This is a genomic window from Citrobacter sp. RHB20-C16, assembly GCF_013890155.1.
In the GTDB taxonomy this organism is placed as follows: domain Bacteria; phylum Pseudomonadota; class Gammaproteobacteria; order Enterobacterales; family Enterobacteriaceae; genus Citrobacter_A; species Citrobacter_A amalonaticus.
This window is the reverse complement of record NZ_CP057630.1, coordinates 3,906,103-3,923,700: the sequence shown is the minus strand read 5'-3', so window position 1 is coordinate 3,923,700 and position 17,598 is coordinate 3,906,103. Positions and strand designations below refer to the sequence as shown.

16 protein-coding genes are annotated in these 17,598 nt (G+C 51.1%); 7 read left to right on the top strand and 9 right to left on the bottom strand.

What is annotated here, in order from left to right:
• Positions 1 to 10 precede the first annotated feature (10 nt).
• The 6 genes from HVX64_RS18825 to HVX64_RS18800 all read right to left on the bottom strand — a co-directional run bounded on the left by HVX64_RS18825 (position 11) and on the right by HVX64_RS18800 (position 6,776).
• Positions 11 to 2,569 carry a fimbrial biogenesis usher protein gene (locus HVX64_RS18825; protein WP_231622274.1) on the bottom strand — a complete coding sequence of 853 codons (2,559 nt, stop codon included), beginning with the start codon at positions 2,567 to 2,569 and terminating at the stop codon, positions 11 to 13.
• A 135-nt stretch (positions 2,570 to 2,704) separates the two neighbouring features.
• Complete coding sequence (locus HVX64_RS18820) at positions 2,705 to 3,430, bottom strand: fimbria/pilus periplasmic chaperone (RefSeq protein ID WP_051642306.1); 726 nt, start codon at positions 3,428 to 3,430, stop codon at positions 2,705 to 2,707.
• 35 nt (positions 3,431 to 3,465) lie between these two features.
• Positions 3,466 to 4,005, bottom strand: a complete 540-nt coding sequence (locus HVX64_RS18815; RefSeq protein WP_042999432.1) for a fimbrial protein — start codon at positions 4,003 to 4,005, stop codon at positions 3,466 to 3,468.
• A gap of 68 nt (positions 4,006 to 4,073) precedes the next feature.
• A complete protein-coding gene (fimA, locus tag HVX64_RS18810) occupies positions 4,074 to 4,622 on the bottom strand; it encodes a type 1 fimbrial major subunit FimA (protein WP_042999433.1) in 549 nt (182 codons plus the stop codon).
• 494 nt (positions 4,623 to 5,116) lie between these two features.
• Positions 5,117 to 5,713 carry a tyrosine-type DNA invertase gene (locus HVX64_RS18805; protein ID WP_042999434.1) on the bottom strand — a complete coding sequence of 199 codons (597 nt, stop codon included), beginning with the start codon at positions 5,711 to 5,713 and terminating at the stop codon, positions 5,117 to 5,119.
• Between the two features lie 457 nt (positions 5,714 to 6,170).
• Entirely contained in the window at positions 6,171 to 6,776 is a 606-nt protein-coding gene (locus tag HVX64_RS18800) for a tyrosine-type DNA invertase (protein WP_042999435.1), read from the bottom strand.
• A gap of 788 nt (positions 6,777 to 7,564) precedes the next feature.
• On the opposite strand from HVX64_RS18800, the gene HVX64_RS18795 reads away from it, so the two are divergent.
• From HVX64_RS18795 to HVX64_RS18770, 6 genes are all read left to right on the top strand, one after another.
• On the top strand, positions 7,565 to 8,140 hold the full coding sequence (locus HVX64_RS18795; RefSeq protein ID WP_044254122.1) for a TIGR00730 family Rossman fold protein: 576 nt from the start codon (positions 7,565 to 7,567) through the stop codon (positions 8,138 to 8,140).
• Between the two features lie 571 nt (positions 8,141 to 8,711).
• A complete protein-coding gene (locus HVX64_RS18790) occupies positions 8,712 to 9,254 on the top strand; it encodes a fimbrial protein (protein ID WP_044254125.1) in 543 nt (180 codons plus the stop codon).
• Positions 9,255 to 9,321: 67 nt separating this feature from the next.
• A complete protein-coding gene (locus HVX64_RS18785; RefSeq protein WP_044254128.1) occupies positions 9,322 to 9,987 on the top strand; it encodes a molecular chaperone in 666 nt (221 codons plus the stop codon).
• A gap of 59 nt (positions 9,988 to 10,046) precedes the next feature.
• A complete protein-coding gene (locus tag HVX64_RS18780) occupies positions 10,047 to 12,506 on the top strand; it encodes a fimbria/pilus outer membrane usher protein (RefSeq protein WP_231622275.1) in 2,460 nt (819 codons plus the stop codon).
• A 17-nt stretch (positions 12,507 to 12,523) separates the two neighbouring features.
• Entirely contained in the window at positions 12,524 to 13,615 is a 1,092-nt protein-coding gene (locus HVX64_RS18775; protein WP_125340055.1) for a fimbrial protein, read from the top strand.
• 123 nt (positions 13,616 to 13,738) lie between these two features.
• On the top strand, positions 13,739 to 14,263 hold the full coding sequence (locus HVX64_RS18770; RefSeq protein ID WP_044254135.1) for a hypothetical protein: 525 nt from the start codon (positions 13,739 to 13,741) through the stop codon (positions 14,261 to 14,263).
• Here the strand turns inward: HVX64_RS18770 and HVX64_RS18765 are convergent.
• Positions 14,260 to 14,883, bottom strand: a complete 624-nt coding sequence (locus HVX64_RS18765; RefSeq protein WP_042999441.1) for a hypothetical protein — start codon at positions 14,881 to 14,883, stop codon at positions 14,260 to 14,262. The genes HVX64_RS18770 and HVX64_RS18765 overlap by 4 nt on opposite strands.
• Positions 14,884 to 15,160: 277 nt before the next feature.
• Between HVX64_RS18765 and HVX64_RS18760 the strand changes: the two genes are divergently transcribed.
• The gene (locus tag HVX64_RS18760; protein WP_042999442.1) at positions 15,161 to 15,712 is read left to right on the top strand and encodes a hypothetical protein; all 552 of its coding nucleotides are present in this window, start codon (positions 15,161 to 15,163) and stop codon (positions 15,710 to 15,712) included.
• 45 nt (positions 15,713 to 15,757) lie between these two features.
• Here HVX64_RS18760 and HVX64_RS18755 read toward each other — a convergent pair whose 3' ends face one another.
• The gene (locus HVX64_RS18755) at positions 15,758 to 16,126 is read right to left on the bottom strand and encodes a hypothetical protein (RefSeq protein ID WP_224267557.1); all 369 of its coding nucleotides are present in this window, start codon (positions 16,124 to 16,126) and stop codon (positions 15,758 to 15,760) included.
• A 106-nt stretch (positions 16,127 to 16,232) separates the two neighbouring features.
• Positions 16,233 to 17,081 (bottom strand): transcriptional regulator, encoded by an 849-nt coding sequence (locus HVX64_RS18750; RefSeq protein WP_044254141.1) that lies wholly within the window; start codon positions 17,079 to 17,081, stop codon positions 16,233 to 16,235.
• Positions 17,082 to 17,598: the final 517 nt, after the last annotated feature.

Here is a 17,598-nt window from a genome sequence, read left to right as displayed (position 1 = left end):
CATCTTGTCCTTAGCGGCATTGCGCCGTGAGCTGGCTGAGCAACTGTTGTTGGTTTTCTGCGGATAAGCGGTACTCCGCCACACAGCTGGCGTTTGCGCCGTCACCCCATTTCACCCGAACCTTGCCTGCCAGCGGCATACCGCTCAGATAAACCTGACCGTTATCGGCGACGATGCTGCTGCTTTGGCTGCTGTCGGCGGTTACCATTGCGCCGAATGGCACCGGCTTGCCGTTATGGATGAGCGTCATCAGCAGTTTCATCCCGACGTGGGCGTTAAATTCCGCCCGGACGATCGCGCCGTGCGTGGGGACGACGTTGACCACTGCCTCATCCAGATCAACGTTATCGGCGAGCGTATTGGTATCCAGCGCCACCCGGTTTTCCCGGTACTCGGTGGCGTAAGGCAGCACCGCATAGCCACGCCAGTCAGTGCGTACTCCGGTCTGGTTTTCCACTTTCGCGCCCTCAGCGCCGGGAGCCTTAATCAGCACAACCGTGTCATTGAGTGGTTGACTCAGCGTGACGCCATTAGCATGTGCCAGCACGCCGCCGCTCATCCCGTAATAGAACTGTTTGAGTCCGTCGCTACGGCTGTAACCGACGTTGGCATTGCCAGAACCGCCGCGATAGTTCAGCGTGGCATAGCCAGTGCTGCTGCTGTTACCTTCACCACCGCCCGCATAGCCGGTTTGCACGCTGTAGCTGAGGTTATTGTCTTCCAGCACGGTGCCATACAGCCCCGCCAGGTTGGTCATTCGACCGTTGAGGTCATTCGACATGCTGTAGCTGGCGCTGGCGTGTCGCCAGACGGACTGACTGTCCGAGCGCAGCCAGTGGCTGAAAGGAATATTGACGTTAATAGCCAGCATCTGGTCGCGACCATCCTGCCAGGCGTTTTTGGTCAGGCTGTAGCTCAGCGTCCAGTTGATATCGCCGATGGCGGTATTCAGACCGGCCTGCAATTGTTCATCAGCGCTGTCGGTGCCCCAGTAAGTCTGGTGGCTTCCGCTCAGATAGAGCGTGGCGGTGCGGCCTAACTGCTGGGTCAGGCTCACCTGCACTTTGCCGCGCTTGTTATAGGCGAGGTTGTAGTAGTCCGTGAATTTCGGCTGAACCTGTATCACGCCATCCTGCGTTTCGACGTCATGGCCGCTCATCCGACGGTAAGTGGTATCGGCAAAGCTAAAATATCCGCGTGTGGAGTAGCGATAGCCCACCAGTTGGATATTCGTGCCAACGTCGCTGAGTGATTTGTTATAGAGGAAACGCACCGATTGTCCCTGATGTTTGCTGTCATCGGGCAGAGTGGCATTGGCCTGAGTGATGTCCACCGACAGCGCCCCCAGCACCCCCATGTTTTTCCCCACCCCCAGATTGAAGGCGCGGTAGCGGTCTGCCAGTTGTGTACCGCCGTACAAGGTCCAGCCAGCCGGGAGGCCGTGGAGTATGGTGCTCTGAAAAAAGGTCGGTTCTTCCTGCTGATCGTTACCGCTACGGTACTCTCCGGCGGTGACGGCATAGCGGGTATGGCCTTCACGTTGCAATACCGGGACTGAGGAGTAAGGAACGGTGAAGTTCTGGCTGCTCCCGTCGGCTTCCTTGATGGTAACCTGCAGATCGCCGCCGTTACCCGCGGCATACAGGTCGCTAATGCTGAAGGGGCCAGGCGGTACCGTGCTGTGATAGATCTCATAGCCATTCTGTTTGATGGAGACCTGTGCCGTCCCGCGCGCAATCCCATGGATCACCGGGGCAAAGCCTTTCTGGCTGTCCGGCAGCATATTGTCATCAGATGCGAGTTGCGCGCCGCGGAAGTTAATGCCGTCAAAGACATCGCCGTTGGTATAGCTGTCGCCGAGTGTCAGGCGTGAGCGCAACGGCGTGATGTCTCTTTCCAGCCAGGTATTAACGTGCTGCCATTTGTTTTCATTGCTCGAGGCACTCCCGCCGCTGCTGTAGCTCCAGGTGGTATTGTCGCGCAGACGCCACGCGCCCAGATTAAGGCCACTTTGCAGGTTTAAGTAGGCGTAGTTGCTGCTGCCACCGACGTCGTTCTGGACATTGTTGCCGGTGAAGTTGTAATTCAGTAACCCGGCGGTAATCCCATGATCCCAGCGTTCCGGCGGGATATAACCGCGAGCCTGATTTCCCATAAAGGCCTGAGGAATCGTCAAATGCAACCGCTGCTGACCCACATCTAAACGGGTGGTAGCGTCAGGGATCATTTCCGTTAACGGGACACAGGCATCCGCTGCCAACACGTTCATTCCACTGACGGCAGCGGTGTTCAGCCCCATTGCGGCGAGCTGTTCACGCGTCAGGCACGGGGTCAGTTCGCGGTGGTTGTCGCTGGCATGAAAAGTGACGTCGCGGGTGGTCATAAACCCCTCGTTCAGATAAATATCGACGCGATACGTGCCGGGGGGGAGCTCATGTCCCTTTTCAAAACCGGAAAGATCCGCGACGGCAGCCGGATCGTCCGCCAGAAAGCGCGGGTTAAAATAGAGTTCTGCCTGCGCGGAAAATGTGTGTGAGGCAAGCAAAAAGGCAAAGGGGATCTGCGCCATTGCGCCTGACAAAAGTGGTGCATAACGCCGCCTGTGGACGAGTCCAGGTTTCAGATATGACATAGTCCCTCCGGTTCAAAATCGCCCGGCTGTCAGTTCTTTTTTTATTCAGGGATCACGCGGATTCCCTGTTCGTTATCGCAGTGCGCCTTTCATGCGCGGCGTGAGTGCGCCATAGTCATTAATGGTTTTATAAGTAATCTCGCTGCCCGCATCGGCTGGCAACTTCACGCGGGCTTCGCCCAGGGGAGGCACAAGGGCATTTTCCAGTACCCGGGTGCCGGCATTGAGTTCGGTCACCGTCAGGTAGTACGGCGTTGGGTTGATCAATGTGAGCGTGCCTGCGCTGCGGCGGAAAGTGAGTTTTTCTGCGGCCTGATCTGGCGGCAGCGCGAGACCGGCTGGACGGTAATACAGCTTGATACGGCTGATAATGGCCAGTTGCAGGGTGTTATCGCTGAGCCTGGATTTGTCCATCGACGGAATGGCTTTGACGTTCATCCAGAACAGACTCTCGCGGTCCTGTGGTAACTGATTGTTGGTTGCATCAAGGATGCGTAAGGTGTTCTCCTTTTTTCCCTGCATGGCAAACAGCGGTGGTGTGACCACAAAACGTCCGTCTTTGACGCCCTCGGCGTTTTCTACCCAGGACTGGATCAGATACGTGCTGCTGTCATCATTATTGGTGACCGCCAGTTGCACCTGTTTTTGACCCGCCGGATAAATCACCCGCGTTGCCCCCAGCGCAACGCCAGCTTCAGCCGGTGTGAATAATCCCATGACGGCTATCATCAGCATCCCGCCCAGCAGGTTGCGCATCATGGTGCGTGTTTTTTTCATGTTTATCCTTGCTGTATTCACCGTCGTTTCCTGTATTTGCTATCTCTGCGGGGTTGTTACTGGTAGGTCAAAGAGAACCAGGCTTGTGCATTCGCGACCCCACCGGTGACCTGACGTCCGGTAGAACGGTATTTCGCAACGAAATGCAGTGTGGTTGGCCCGGAGTAAAGCCGTGCCCAGCTCGTCGGTGGGCCGTTAAGTGGGAGTTGGCTACCCTCTTTATCAAATAACGCTATCCCAATACCGCTGGCGATCCCCGGACCTTCTCCTACGGAGAGAACGTCAGGGTTTTTACCATCCGCGACGCCATGAAATGCCACGCCGACGCGTTGACTTACGGCGGTACTGCACTCCTGAAGGTGAATATCGAAAGAAACAGGGTTGATATCCTCCCCTGGCGCATGAAATCGATTGCTGCTGATCTGCCCCATTTGCACGGTCATCTGGCGATCGCCAGCTTCAACGCGGCAAGATTCGGCAATAATGACCCCCTGGAAACGCATGTTTCCGCCAGGTAACGTCACGTTCCACTTGTTGCCGGCCAGCGCGCAGGCGGGAAGTAAAAGCATCAGCAGACCTGATTTCATCCTTTGCATCGTTATCACCTCAGTCCCATTGCGGATAACAGGCCTTCCTGGCCCCAGGTGCATCCTTGCGTGATGAATTACTCGTATTGAACTTTGAAGGTGGCGTCTGCGTTAGCGGTACCGGCAGTTGCGGCGCCCGTGGCGTAGTAACGTGCCTGGAACGGGATGATATTCGTGCCATCGTTCAGGGTTGTTGCTGCGCTAAAGGTTGCGCCGTCCAGCGCCAGTGGGGTGCCTTTGTTGTCGAGGATCTGGACGCCAACGTTAGTGGCGCTACCGGCAGCAGAGCCCTGCAGTGCCAGTACGGTGTTGTTGGTGGTATCAACGGCCGTGCCAGAAAACGCGACAGAGGCTTTGGTTGACACGCTGGTATCACAATCATCAAGCTGAATGTTGAAACCGACCGCAGAACTGGTGCTGCCCGCAGTAGCCAGTTTTGCCGAACGAACCTGACCAAGCTGAACGGTTTGTTCGACTGAACCGGCGTCGACGGCGCAGGCTGCGTTAACGACTTCTCCTTTAAAATGCACTGTACCGCCGTTTACCGTGGTGGTATCGGCCAGAGCCGCCGCGGAGGTCAGGGACAGGGCTGACATAGCAACGATAGCCAGTGTTTTAATTTTCATGCTGTTTTCCTTTAAACAATGTCGATATCACGAACCGAAATGGCCAGTCGTTGTGCCTTCCAGGCATTCCATATTTCAGCCGAATGGGGCGACTGCCGGTTCTGCACAGTTTTTACCCAATGAATGAGTCAATTGGGGCCATTTTGACTCGTTGGTATAAACGGCTTTAAATGGCATATTATTTCTTTCTTATTGGTTTTTTGTTTCTTATGGTTGCAATTTTTTGACATAAAAAACTGAAAAATAGTTTTATGTAGATGACTGAAATGGTGCAGGAGTCAGGTGGAGAAATGGTGAAAGCGCGTAAACGGCGGTGGTAAATGTGAAAAAATGTTGGAGGTAATACTATTCTAATCAATGAGATAAAGAGTGTTTATCGATAATTCCTAACTTGTTAGTTGCAAAGCTTTACTAATTCTTTTTATGATATAAACAGTTTGGCCCCAATTGACCTGTTCAGGTAAAGACTTTCCTTTTTATATCAATCCGTTAGCTTATTTCTTTTTCTCCTGCGAAATGACCTCTAACAGGCTGCTTCTCTCCCATAATCCGGCGAAACGTGCGGCGTTGCTGGCGGTATAACGGACGGTATGGCGAATATTTCGATGGCCAAGATAATCCTGAATCAGTCGCGTATCGGCCCCCCGTTCGGCAAGTTCATAACCGCAGGCGTGACGGAGCATATGGGGGTGAGTATGGGTAACGGTTCCAGCATCAACCCCCGCAGCCCGAATAATGCGATATGCCTGCTGGCGAGAAAGCGGTGTCCCCCGGCGGGAGATAAACACGGCGTCAGTGCGGCCTGCGCCTCTCCAGCCTGCGCGTTCCTGACTCCAGCGTTCAACGGCCTCACGCTCATCAAAACGCAGTGGATGAATGGTGGAAAACCCGTTTTTCAGTCGACGGACATTGATTCGTCCCTCGTTGAGATCGAGGTCGCGATAATGCAAATCGAGGAGTTCACTGATGCGCATGCCGTGACGGAACGCCAGCAAAATAAGACAATAATCTCGCTCTCCGGTTGCGCCATGTCGGGCAGCCTGCATCATGGCTTGTACTTCTTTGCCAGTAAGATAACGACGTCGATTCACAATGCATTACTCCTGAAATATGTTTCTGTTAATGAACACCTGTAGAAAACATCATGCGATTAAAAAATAATCCACGATGTTAAAGGCATATTATATTTGAGGGATTAATCACCGTTGGTGATTACATCACTTTTACATACGTAGCTATTATTACCACGTGATAAGTCTTATTTTTATTGATTTTATCAGGTGCGACAATAGCGGCTGTTGTAGACAAAGTCAGGTGTATAAATTTAAACGAAAAATAGTTACAGAGGGTGAGAAGGTGGCGAAGGTTTGTTTGACGAAAAGGTCATGTTGAAAAAAGTATCCTGATTCATTACATGGATATAATAAAACTGTTTAATTCTGCTGCAAATAAGGATGGAAGTGAACAATAAGCATAATAAATATATGGTTAAATATTATTAATGCTTTGTTTATCGTGGTTTTAACACCATCCATGGTGTTGTATCTGTCACAGTGAAATAGCATTATGCTGTTTGAGTTTAGCGTCATCCCAGATACCGTAAAATCGACCAGCGTTACTGGCGGTGTACCAGACGGTATGGCGAATGTTACGGTGTCCCAGGTAATCCTGGATGAGACGGGTGTCGATCCCCATATTGGCTAATGCAAAACCGCATGAGTGACGAAGCATATGCGGATGAATTTCAAGCGGGAGCCCAGCGTGATCGCCCGAGGCTGAAATGATTTGATAAAACTGTTGGCGAGAAAGAGGGTTTCCTTTTCTTGATAAAAATAACCACTCACTGTTGGCATGAGGATAGTCAGTTCGTATAGTCAGCCAGTTTTTTAACGCCTGAATTTCTTCTCTTAATAATGGATGTGTTGTCGAAAACCCTTTTTTCAGGCGGTGAATGTAAATACATCGAGATTTAATATCAATATCTGATATTTGCAGGCGACAGATTTCACTGGCACGAAATCCATGAATAAAACACAATAAGGTCAGACAGTAATTGCGGGCAGCGTGTGGTCCCGTGTTTGCTGCTTTGAGAAGTGACTCTATTTCATTTTGAGTCAGGAAATTCCTCTTCTTATTATCGGCGTTATTTTTCATTAGGTTCCCTTTTGATTGCAGGTGCGCAAGCGTTCTGCTGATTTCCATTAATCCAATGGTCTTATCCGGTTTTAACTCATGATTTATTTGTACTGCACGGTAGGCGCTAATCGTATGCAACGTTGCTTCGCTACAGAAGGACGTGAGCGGATAATGAAAATGGCTGTATGTTGTTTCGTCATAACGTCGTGACATTATCGACTGGGTGCCTCCTCTGGTCTTGTGTTTTTGCTTATCTTACTGAATCAATAAACGTTATTGCTGTTCTACGATCGAGCCCATTCCGGAATACCCCGAATGATGAGCAAAAGGCTTTGCTAAGGACGAAAAACGACATGGCAACCTCGCTAGCATTCACTGTAGAACTACAACAATGAGTAAACAATACTGCAAAAAACACGGTGAGAATAGCAATAATAAGTCATATAACCGCTTTAGAGGCGGGGGCTGGTATTTAGCCGTGAGCAGATTGATTCCCGTTAACCCGCAGAAATTGCATTAGTACGGGTATATTTGGCGGATGAGGGCGTGTGGCTGAAATTAGCCTGTCTTTAAGTGATGAAATGTTTTGCGACAAATAAAATGCGAGCGAGGGAATAATAACGCCTGAAACTACTCTTATTCATCTAAGGCGTTTATGCGTATCGTTCTGGTAATTACTGGAAATCACCTGGTCAGTACTTTCATCTGGCCGATCTCACATAGTGTATTGAGCCCCTTTGCATTATGCTGTTTCGACATTGAGTGAATGAAGATTTACGGATTAAGTAATTCCCAAAGGAAATTATATGAAGTCTATCGGTATTTTTTGCGGTTCATCTGAAGGCCATTCTTCGGTTTATATGCAGGCCGCGCGCGAAGCCGGAACCTATCTGGCTCAGGCCGGGCTGGGCATTGTTTATGGCGGTGGCCGGGTCGGATTGATGGGGGCCGTGGCGGATTCCGCCCTGCAACACGGCGGGCACGTGACGGGGGTGATGCCCGTGTCTTTGGTTGAACGTGAAATTGCGCATACCGGGCTGACTGATTTGCAGGTCGTTGAGAACATGCACCAGCGTAAAGATCGCATGGCGGCATTGTCTTCTGCTTTCATCGCCTTACCCGGCGGGGCAGGCACGTTGGAAGAGATTTTTGAGCAGTGGACGTGGGGACAATTAGGCATCCACCACAAGCCCTGTGCGTTTTATAACATGAACAATTTTTATCAACCGCTGCAGGTCATGGTACAGAAAATGGCCGATGAAGGTTTTATGAAGCAGAGCTACGTGGATATGCTGTTTTTCTCCGATTCGTTGCCGGAAATTGTTGAATATTTTTCGACATATACGCCGCCGACCTCCAAGTGGACCGTGACCCAGAAATAAGACGACTCATTGTGCTCCTGAAGAGCAGAGGATGACACCTGTCACTAACATGCCCCCGCCCAGGCTATGGCCTTCCGGGGGCATTTTTACGCCGGATTCATATCGATGGTTAAAAGGGCACCTTCCCCCCCCCCAGGAATATTCTTAATTTCACTTAGGCCAGATGCCCGTCGGGCAAAAAAAAAGCCCAGAAAATGATCTCTTTTCTCTCTATATGTTGCCATTATGTTTATTTTAACCGTTGCCCCAGGGGATGTTGATACAGTTAATAAAAAAATGGTCGCGAATATTAATGTAGACTTTTATCTTACGGTGTTGCAGAAAATTCAGTGGTATTGCAATTGGTAACATAGAAAAATATTATTTTAATCACGGCTAACATGGCAACGATGCAAGTTTTTATTAAAAGGCCATGTTTTGTCTTTGCCGCATTACCACAGCAAGTAAAGCCTCGTATTATCACGACGGGATTGTGAATATTATCAGCAGGAGCATGCGAAGGGAGAAACGCCAGAACAATTTTTGTATTGGCGAAAGTAAACATTAATAATACGTTTAAATGAGCGAAATAATGAAGAGTCAAATTCGTATAGCCGCGTTTCTGGTCAGCGCAATGGCGTCTGGTGTCGCGCTGTCAGCGGTTTCTGGGGTGCAGGGGACCGGTGGTACAGTGGAATTTTCCGGTGAGATTGTCGACAGTTCCTGTAATGTCACTACGGGGTCAAAACATCCCACCGTGGATTTAGGTCGATGGGCAAAAACCTTTTTTACCGGTACAGGGGTGGAAACCACGAAAACGCCTTTTACCATCAGCGTAGATAATTGTCCGGCGTCGGTGAAAACGGTGGCCGTGTTATTTACGGGGGTGACAGATGCGAATAATCCCGCACTGCTGGCATTGAATTCCAACTCCATCGCAACAGGTGTCGGTATCAAATTATATAACGCCGGTAGCGCGCCTACGCCAATTACGCTGGGCTCAGTGTCTGCCGCTGCGAATGTGGTATCAAATAAAGCCGACCTGAAATTTATGGCCGATTATGTTTCCACGACCACGAATGTGACAGCGGGCAGCGCTAACGGCACTGCTGACTTCCTGATGGTATACAACTGATCGACACTCTGAGCAGGCTTCCGGTCTGCTCAACGCTTTTTTCTTCTTTTCCTGATGGTCACACTTCATGAAACAGTTTATCGCCGCAATGACGGCATCGTTAATTCTGCTGAGCGCTACTGCGCAGGCAGGCATTGTCATGGGTGGAACCCGTGTTGTTTATCAGGAAGGGAAGCGCGAAGCCACCATGACGGTGACGAATGCCGACACGCAGACGCCGTATCTGGTGCAATCATGGGTGGAAAACGCGAACGCAGAGGATAAGCGGGCAGTGCCGTTCGTGGTCACGCCGCCGCTGTTTCGTCTTGAGCCGGAACAGCAAAACGTCCTGCGTATTACGTTTACGGGGGGCGCATTGCCTGCCGATCGGGAGTCCATGTTCTGGCTGAACATTAAAAGTATCGCCCCGACGCAAAAAGAGGACGCCAATAAACTGCAGATTAACGTGAAGTCTCGCTTCAAACTTTTTTATCGCCCGCAGGGGCTGAAAGGCGAGGCAAAAGACGCCTGGACGCAGTTGACCTTTACCGTGCAGGGAAACCAACTGGTGGCGAACAACCCGACGCCGTATCACATCTCCTTGTTCTCCCTGACCGTGGGCGGCAAAGCGCTTGCCGAGCCGGGGATGATCGCCCCGCTGAGCACGCGTCGCTGGACGATCAACGGCAGCGGCCCGGTGACATGGCGGGCAATCAATGATTTTGGCGGCGTGACCGACTCCGCGCAACAGTGATGTCAGGCAACCTTCCCGTGAAAAAGAGAACCGTCCTGTTATCGGCGGACAGCGCGACGCTGCTGCTGACGATCATCCCTGGCGTTTTACTGCTGTTTTGCGATCAGCGTCAGGCGTGGGCGGATGACTATTTTGATCCTGCCGCGCTGGAATTACGCGATCCGCAACAGAAACTGGCGGACCTGCGCTATTTTGCCAAAGCGGGCGGACAGCAGCCCGGAACGTACCCGGTCAGTGTCTGGCTCAACGAACAGGAGGTCGCACAGCAGAATGTGACGTTTGTCGAGGAGAATGGGCAACTGAAACCGGTGCTCACCCCTTCGCAACTGGCGGAATACGGGGTTAACGTTAGCGCGTTTACCGCCTTCAGTCAGTTGCCTGATGGAGGCACTTTCACCGATATCGAACGCTACATTCACGATGCCCGCAGCCAGTTTGATTTCTCCACTCAGCGTCTGAACCTGAGCATTCCACAGGCGGCGATGAACGTGCAAAGCCACGGTTATGTCGATCCCGCGCGTTGGGATGACGGCATTCCGGCCGCCTTCGTCGATTACACTTTTTCCGGCTCGCAGACCCGGCAGTCAACGGATGACGGGCGTTCCAGTTATCTGAACCTGCGCAGTGGCGTTAACCTCGGCGCATGGCGCCTGCGTAACATCTCGTCGATGCAGTACGATAAAACCCGACGCTGGGACTCGCAAAGTACTTACCTGCAGCGCGATATTGTCTCACTGAAAAGTCAGCTGCGGATGGGGGATACTTACACCCGTGGCGACGTCTTTGACAGCGTGCAATTTCGCGGTGTGCAGCTGATGTCTGATGACGAAATGCAACCGGACAGCATGAACGGCTTTGCTCCGATTGTGCGCGGCGTGGCGCACAGTAATGCGAAAGTAACCATCGCGCAGCACGGCTATGTGATTTATGAAACCTACGTGTCGCCGGGGGCATTTGCCATTCAGGATCTCTATCCCACCGCCCAGAGCGGCGACCTGGAGGTCACTGTTAAAGAGAGCGATGGTTCTGAGCGGCGCTGGACACAGCCGTTTGCTGCGGTTCCATTTATGCTGCGTGAAGGACGCGCCAGATTCAGCCTAAGCGCCGGGCGCTACCACTCGACCTCGCAACGCAGTCGTTCGCCGACGTTTATGCAGGGAACGCTTTTTTATGGTCTGCCCGCTGAGTTCACCTTCTATGGCGGTTCGCAGCTGGCTGAAGATTATCATGCCGTCGCGGCAGGGCTGGGGCGTGGTTTTGGCCTGCTGGGCGCGCTGGGGTTGGATACGACCTGGGCGGCGACCACGACGCCTTCAGGTAAGCGTTATACCGGTCATTCGCTGCGCGCGCAGTACCAGAAAAGCGTTGCGCAAACGGGGACCTCGTTCAGTCTGGCCAGCTATCGTTACTCTTCCAGCGGATATTACGATTTTAGCGAAGCCGCGATGCTGGAAAGCCGCTACGGTCAGACATGGAGCAAACGCAGTCGCGAAGAGATTTCCGTTAATCAGGCGCTGGGAGGGGTGGGTACGCTTTCGCTGTCAGCGTATTCGCAGGACTACTGGCATAACGCGGATCGCGATCAAACCCTGCACGCCGGATTTTACAGTACCTGGAAGCGTGTTGCCTGGAGCGTCGGCTATTTCTACACCAAAACGACAGGACACAGCGCGCCGGATCGCTCATGGTCATTGAACGTCACGCTGCCGCTGGGCGGCGCGTGGTCAGACAGCACCGTAAGCTACAACACCTCTTCCGATAATCACGGCTACACCTCGCAACAGGTGGGGATATACGGTGCGCTGCCGCAGAACCAAAACCTCTACTATTCGGTACAGCAGGGGATTGCAAATCAGGGGCAGGGTAGCAACAGCAGCGCATCGCTGGACTATCACGGTGGATATGGGACGACGCAACTGGGGTATCGCCGCGATCGCGACAGTAGCCAGATGACCTGGGGGGCGTCTGGCGCTCTGGTGGTACATCCGCACGGCATCACGCTCGGACAGAACGTCGGTGACAGCTTCGCCATTGTTCGCGCGCCGGGCGCGGCGAACGTCGCGATTCAGAACGCAAACAATGTTCATACCGACTGGCGTGGTTATGCCGTGGTGCCCACGCTTACGCCCTATCACAAAAACGTGATCGCGCTGGATGCCCAAACGTTACCGGATGATGCGGATGTCGAGTTGCAGGGGGCGACGGTGATCCCTGGCGGCGGCGCAGTGGTGGAAGCACATTACCAGACGCATATCGGCAACCGCGTACTGTTCACGCTTCGCCGCAATCAGGATGTGGTGCCTTTTGGTGCCAGCGCCCGGCTGGTCGGTGATGGCGGTACCGCCAGCGCGATGGTGGCCGAACGCGGGCAGGTCTACCTGAGCGGGGTGCCGACGGCAGGCACTCTTGCGGTGAAATGGGACGACGCGGGCGTGAGCCGCCAGTGCGTACTGCATTTCCGGATAGCGGATGCACAGGACCGGAACCCGGTGAAAGAGGTGGCGGGACAATGTTTATGAATCATGAGGAACTGACGATGTCAGGGGTTTTTCGTCTTATTTGCGGGTTAATGCTGCTGGTAGCGAGCCTGTTTAGCCAGTACGTTCAGGCCGAAACCTGTCAGGGTAATACCGGACAAATGACCCTGAACTTTCAAAACATCAAATATCTGCCGACGCTGCGGGTCAATACTCAGATGAGCAGTATTATGCCGGTGAACGGTGGGGGGATTCGCTTTACCTGCGATCGGCAAGGGACGACATCGTCGTGGAAAAAAATCGTCTATCAGCAGATGAATACCCAGGGTGGGCAGATAATTGACGGACATGCGGTGTTCAATTCGGCCTTGCCCGGGATCGGCTACTCACTCAGTTTCCAGTGCGACGGGGGGCCGATCCATTTCCTGGAGTCAGTGGGCAGTCGGTCGGTTACGGTTTGCGACAGCACAGAGAGCCCGTCAATGCTGACGCAACGGGAAGTGGAGGTGAAAGCGTGGGTGACCTTCTATAAAACCGCTGATATTCAACTGGTAAGTAATAATCATGCTTTCGCCAACACGCTGGCAAATGTCGGGAACCTGTCGATGACGTACCCGAATGCGGGGGGAAATGGCGATCAGGTCAGCAGGCCGGTGATTCTCGATCTTGCGGCGATGAACGTGGACATCGGCAGTCGCGGTAGCTGTAGCGTCACCCGCGCCAGTATTTTTGTCGATCTGGGCAAAGCGAACCGGAGCGATTTCAAAGGCCCGGGTACCTCTGGCGGTTCGGCGGTGCCGTTTAGCATCCCTGTGTATTGCGCTACGCCCACGGATATCCGTATTGGTTTCTTCGCGACCCCGGCGACGACCGGGGCGACGGATACGCTGGATATTACGCACTTTCCCGGTGGTGCGGACGGCGTCGGGATCCGGATCCGCTATGGCGATAATGGCGGTAACGGGCCGGTAAAGGGAACATCGGTGACGCTGAATGAGCCCGCAAATCTGCCAGTGGTACAGAAAGTTCCCGCTTCCAGCGCCGCAACGGCAGTGCCGGTCAATTTTATGGCACAGATGGTGCAGACAGGATCGACGGTCACCGCGGGACGGGCAAATGGCACTGCCACCTTTGTGCTGGAATATAACTAAGAAGCCATAAAAGCGTGCGGTAAGGGGTGAAAAATATTTACGTAGTGAATATAAAAACGTAGTTTCTTTATGGCTACCCAGGCGCCCGACGTGGGCAAGAACGGCAAGGAAGCAGGAGAACGGATGAAATTTATCGCCACCATTACCGGGCAACACATCGATTACGGTGATATTCGACCGGAGCATATTGTGATTGAAGATATTGCGGTCGCCCTTTCGCACCTCTGTCGCTTTGCCGGACATGTGCCTGAATTTTACAGTGTCGCCCAACACGGGGTTCTGTGCAGCCAGTTAACGCCACCTGAGTTCGCGCTTGAAGCGCTGCTGCACGATGCCGCTGAGGCCTATTGTCTGGATCTTCCCTCACCGTTAAAGCGCTTGCTTCCCGCGTACAAAGAGATTGAAGCGCGGCTGGATAACGCTATTCGTCAGCGTTTCGATCTTCCTCTCACCCCGAGCAAGGTGATTAAACAGGTGGACCTGATGATGCTGGCAACCGAGCGGCGCGATCTCAATCTGGATCCCGGTAATGACTGGCCGATGCTGGCAGGGGTCTCGCCCACGACGCGGTTGACCGTCACCCCACTGATGCCACGAGAGGCGCGCGCGCTTTTTTTATCCCGCTTTCAGGAACTGACAACCGGTTAAAGATGGTATGCCGTCACGGTTCGGCGCGTGCCGGTCAGTGAATCGAACACCTCGACATCTGACGCCAGAATCGGCATGCCTGACGCGCGGAGTCGCTGAATATCGGCGGCAATACGCTGGATCCCCAGCCAGAACAGCCCATCCAGGGCGTTAACCTGCAAACCACTCTCCAGTGCCAGGCGAAGCCGTTCCTCGGGATGCTTTGTCTGACTGGCAACCTGCTGATAGGGCGCCGTGGTAATGGTTTCCTCATCCATACGGCGGATACGCGACGACAGACGATAGCGAAAGGCATCGGGGACGCGACTGAGATCGGCATTGATGCTGTAAACCTGGCCACGGCGTTTATCATTAATCAGCACATTTTTCTGGGTGAGGGCAAATTCTTTCCGCAGCTTGTCGATCAGTTGCGGAGTACGGGTGAGGAGCAAACGGAAGGGCAGTTCAAAGCTGGTTACGTAATCGACATTAAGCAGCGCAATACGCAGTCGTTCTTCAACACCGGCATTCTCTTGTTGGCACTCCGCCAGAACCTCTTTCCATTGGCTGGCAATGCGCGGCGACTCGTTGATTTCAGTGAAATGATATTTTTCAATCAGGTAATCGATACGCCTGGTCATTTTTTTCCATCCCATCCGCCCGTTCGCTAATGGCACAACATAACATAGAGAAAGAGACAGAATACAGAGACAAACGAATAATTGTCTACTTAAGAATGTTTAAGAAATTTAATTAAAATGCACATTATCAATAAGTTATAAATGTCACACCAGTTAAGACTATTTAATTGTATTATTCGTAAGCTTATCAATATAATTTTTTACATGTCTCGCTAAAGCTGGATATAGAAGAACGGAAACGACCTGTGAGTTAAATTATTAATACGGAAATAAAGCGATGGCGATATATATTATAAGTAATGATAACTATTTGCAGGAGGGTATTGTCTTATTGGCAAAAGAGGCCAACCTGGAAATCGTGAAAGAAACCATGCCTCATTTACCTGTTGAAAGACTCACATTCGACGATACCGTGATTTTGCATCTTAATTTGTTCAACAAATGTTGTGCTAAAGAAATCTCCAGACTCAACAAAAAATGTAAGTTGCTGGTTATACTGGACTCAGAGCGGAGTGCATTGGTCCTGGATGCCGATGTGATTGTCAGCGCACAGCAGTCTCTGCTATCGCTGATGATGATCATTACGCGTCTGGTCGGTATGGAAAAACGCCAGGCTATCAGGAATCATGTTCTCAATCGTGTTGAAAAAAGGATTATTTGTGAATCGCTGTTGGGTAAAGATATTAACCTGATTGCCGAATCATTGGCGCTACCGCCGAAACGGGTATACACCTATCGCAACCTTGCGTGTAAGAAATTAGGTGGGCACCGGGTTCACGATCTACTGCTGATCAAAGAGAATTTACTCGAAGAGAGTATGTTTCTTTAAAACGCGTCAGCCCTGTTGAGCACAGAGCTGACGGTTTTCTCCCGTTTATCGGGCGCAATAGAGCAGGGGACGTTTCCCGATGGTGAACAGGAACCCGTGAACGCCCTGATTGAGAATGGAGTAACTCACATCTTTATCGGGGTAGACGTAAAAATCAGGCAGAATATCGGCTAACAGATCATCCGGCAACGTTTCGATAATTTCGAACTTGTTGATTCTGCTTGAGTGTAAGTGATACGAATCCTGATTTTCTGTCCAGTTATAGGCCACATCTCGTCTGATGCGCCCTTTCAGTTTGTTATCTTCAATATAGGTTCCGCTGACGGCCACGATGCCGTTCTGGTTTTTCAGCGAATACATGTAGTTCAGCGTGATATTTGCGCGGGCGTTTTTATGAAACACCACCAGCGACATCGAACATTCCTGTTTATCGTAATGTTTTGACATTAAAAAATTGTATAACGCGCTGATGAGCACACCCGCGAGTAAAAATATGGCACTCATCGTTATGACTGTTCTTTTACTCACTTCCTACTCCACGAAAAGAGAGTGTAATACAACCTGGAATGGCTGATTTCAGGTAGTTCTGGCGGCAGACAAGAACCGCTAAGCCTGGCGACGTTTGTGATAGCGGGAAGTACACCCAGGGGTACTTTTCGCAATCGAGTCCAGAACCCAGAATCAGCGCCTTAAAGTGTGCAAAGCTGTTTTTGTTATCGTGGCTGTCATCTTTGGTGTAGAAGCGACAGCCTTTGTCCTGCTCGACGAAGGTGTAATCAGCGAAGAATGGCTTCGTATCGCTAAAGTGCCAGAAATAGTTCATGCCGATAGCGCCAATAAAAAATGCCGCTACCATGGCGAGAATGCCAACGAAGAGCGGCAATCTGCTGCTCTTACTTACCGTCATCGCACGGGCAGGAGGGGCGATTTCTTCTGGCGTAAGCGCGGGATCCGCCTCAGTGCGGTACTCCACATCCAGTTCATCTTCACCCTGCAGAGAATCAGGGGCCACTTCAGCCTCCTGAACCGCAGCAACGCGAGTAATTTTAACGCTTTTGTCGATTTGGAAACCTTTGCGCGGGACTGTGGCGACGAGGATCCGGTCAGTCTCGCCAACGGCGCGTAAGCCTCGACGGACAATAGAAATATTTTGGTAAAGGGTGTTGGCAGGCACCAGCATGCCTTCATCTTCCCATACCTTTTTAAAAAATTCCTGCTGAGTGACGACGTCCGGTGAAGCGTCAAGCAGCAAAAGCAGACAACGACTGGCAGGCGTTGTCAAAACCACGTTAATTTCTGGGTTAGTGACAGAAATTAACTTTTTACTGTCTGGTCTGAATTCAATATTATCGTTAATAATCCAGTACATATGGGTTCACGGTGTTCGAAAGTTATAAACAGTAGAGACTTAATTGTAGAAAATTCTGAACATACTATTACGTATAGTATAAATGAGTTCAGTAAGTCGTTTAATTTATGAAACTAATGTTTTTGTTCTGAAGTTTCACATAAGTGCATATAAAACAAAGCAATTTATTAACAAGGTCGGTGGATTCTGCCGCAATGAATAATCAGCTACTGTAATCATTTAAACATCCCAATGCCGCATTCCGGAGAAATTATGGCCTGATTATCAACAAAGTGGCGTTGAAATCTGTTTCAACGTCGTGATTTAAGATTCGGTATCAGACAGGTATACTTTTCTGTAACTCACTATTTTTAATGAGTATTCTTGAATAAAAACAGATTTTTTTAATGAGTCATTTGAAAGATTTATTATGCCGACCTGATGTTAAATAGTCAATTAGAGCGAATAACCTTAAATATCATTAAATGCATAATATAAAATCTTAAATGCCACTATAATTGGTTTTTTATGCTTAAAC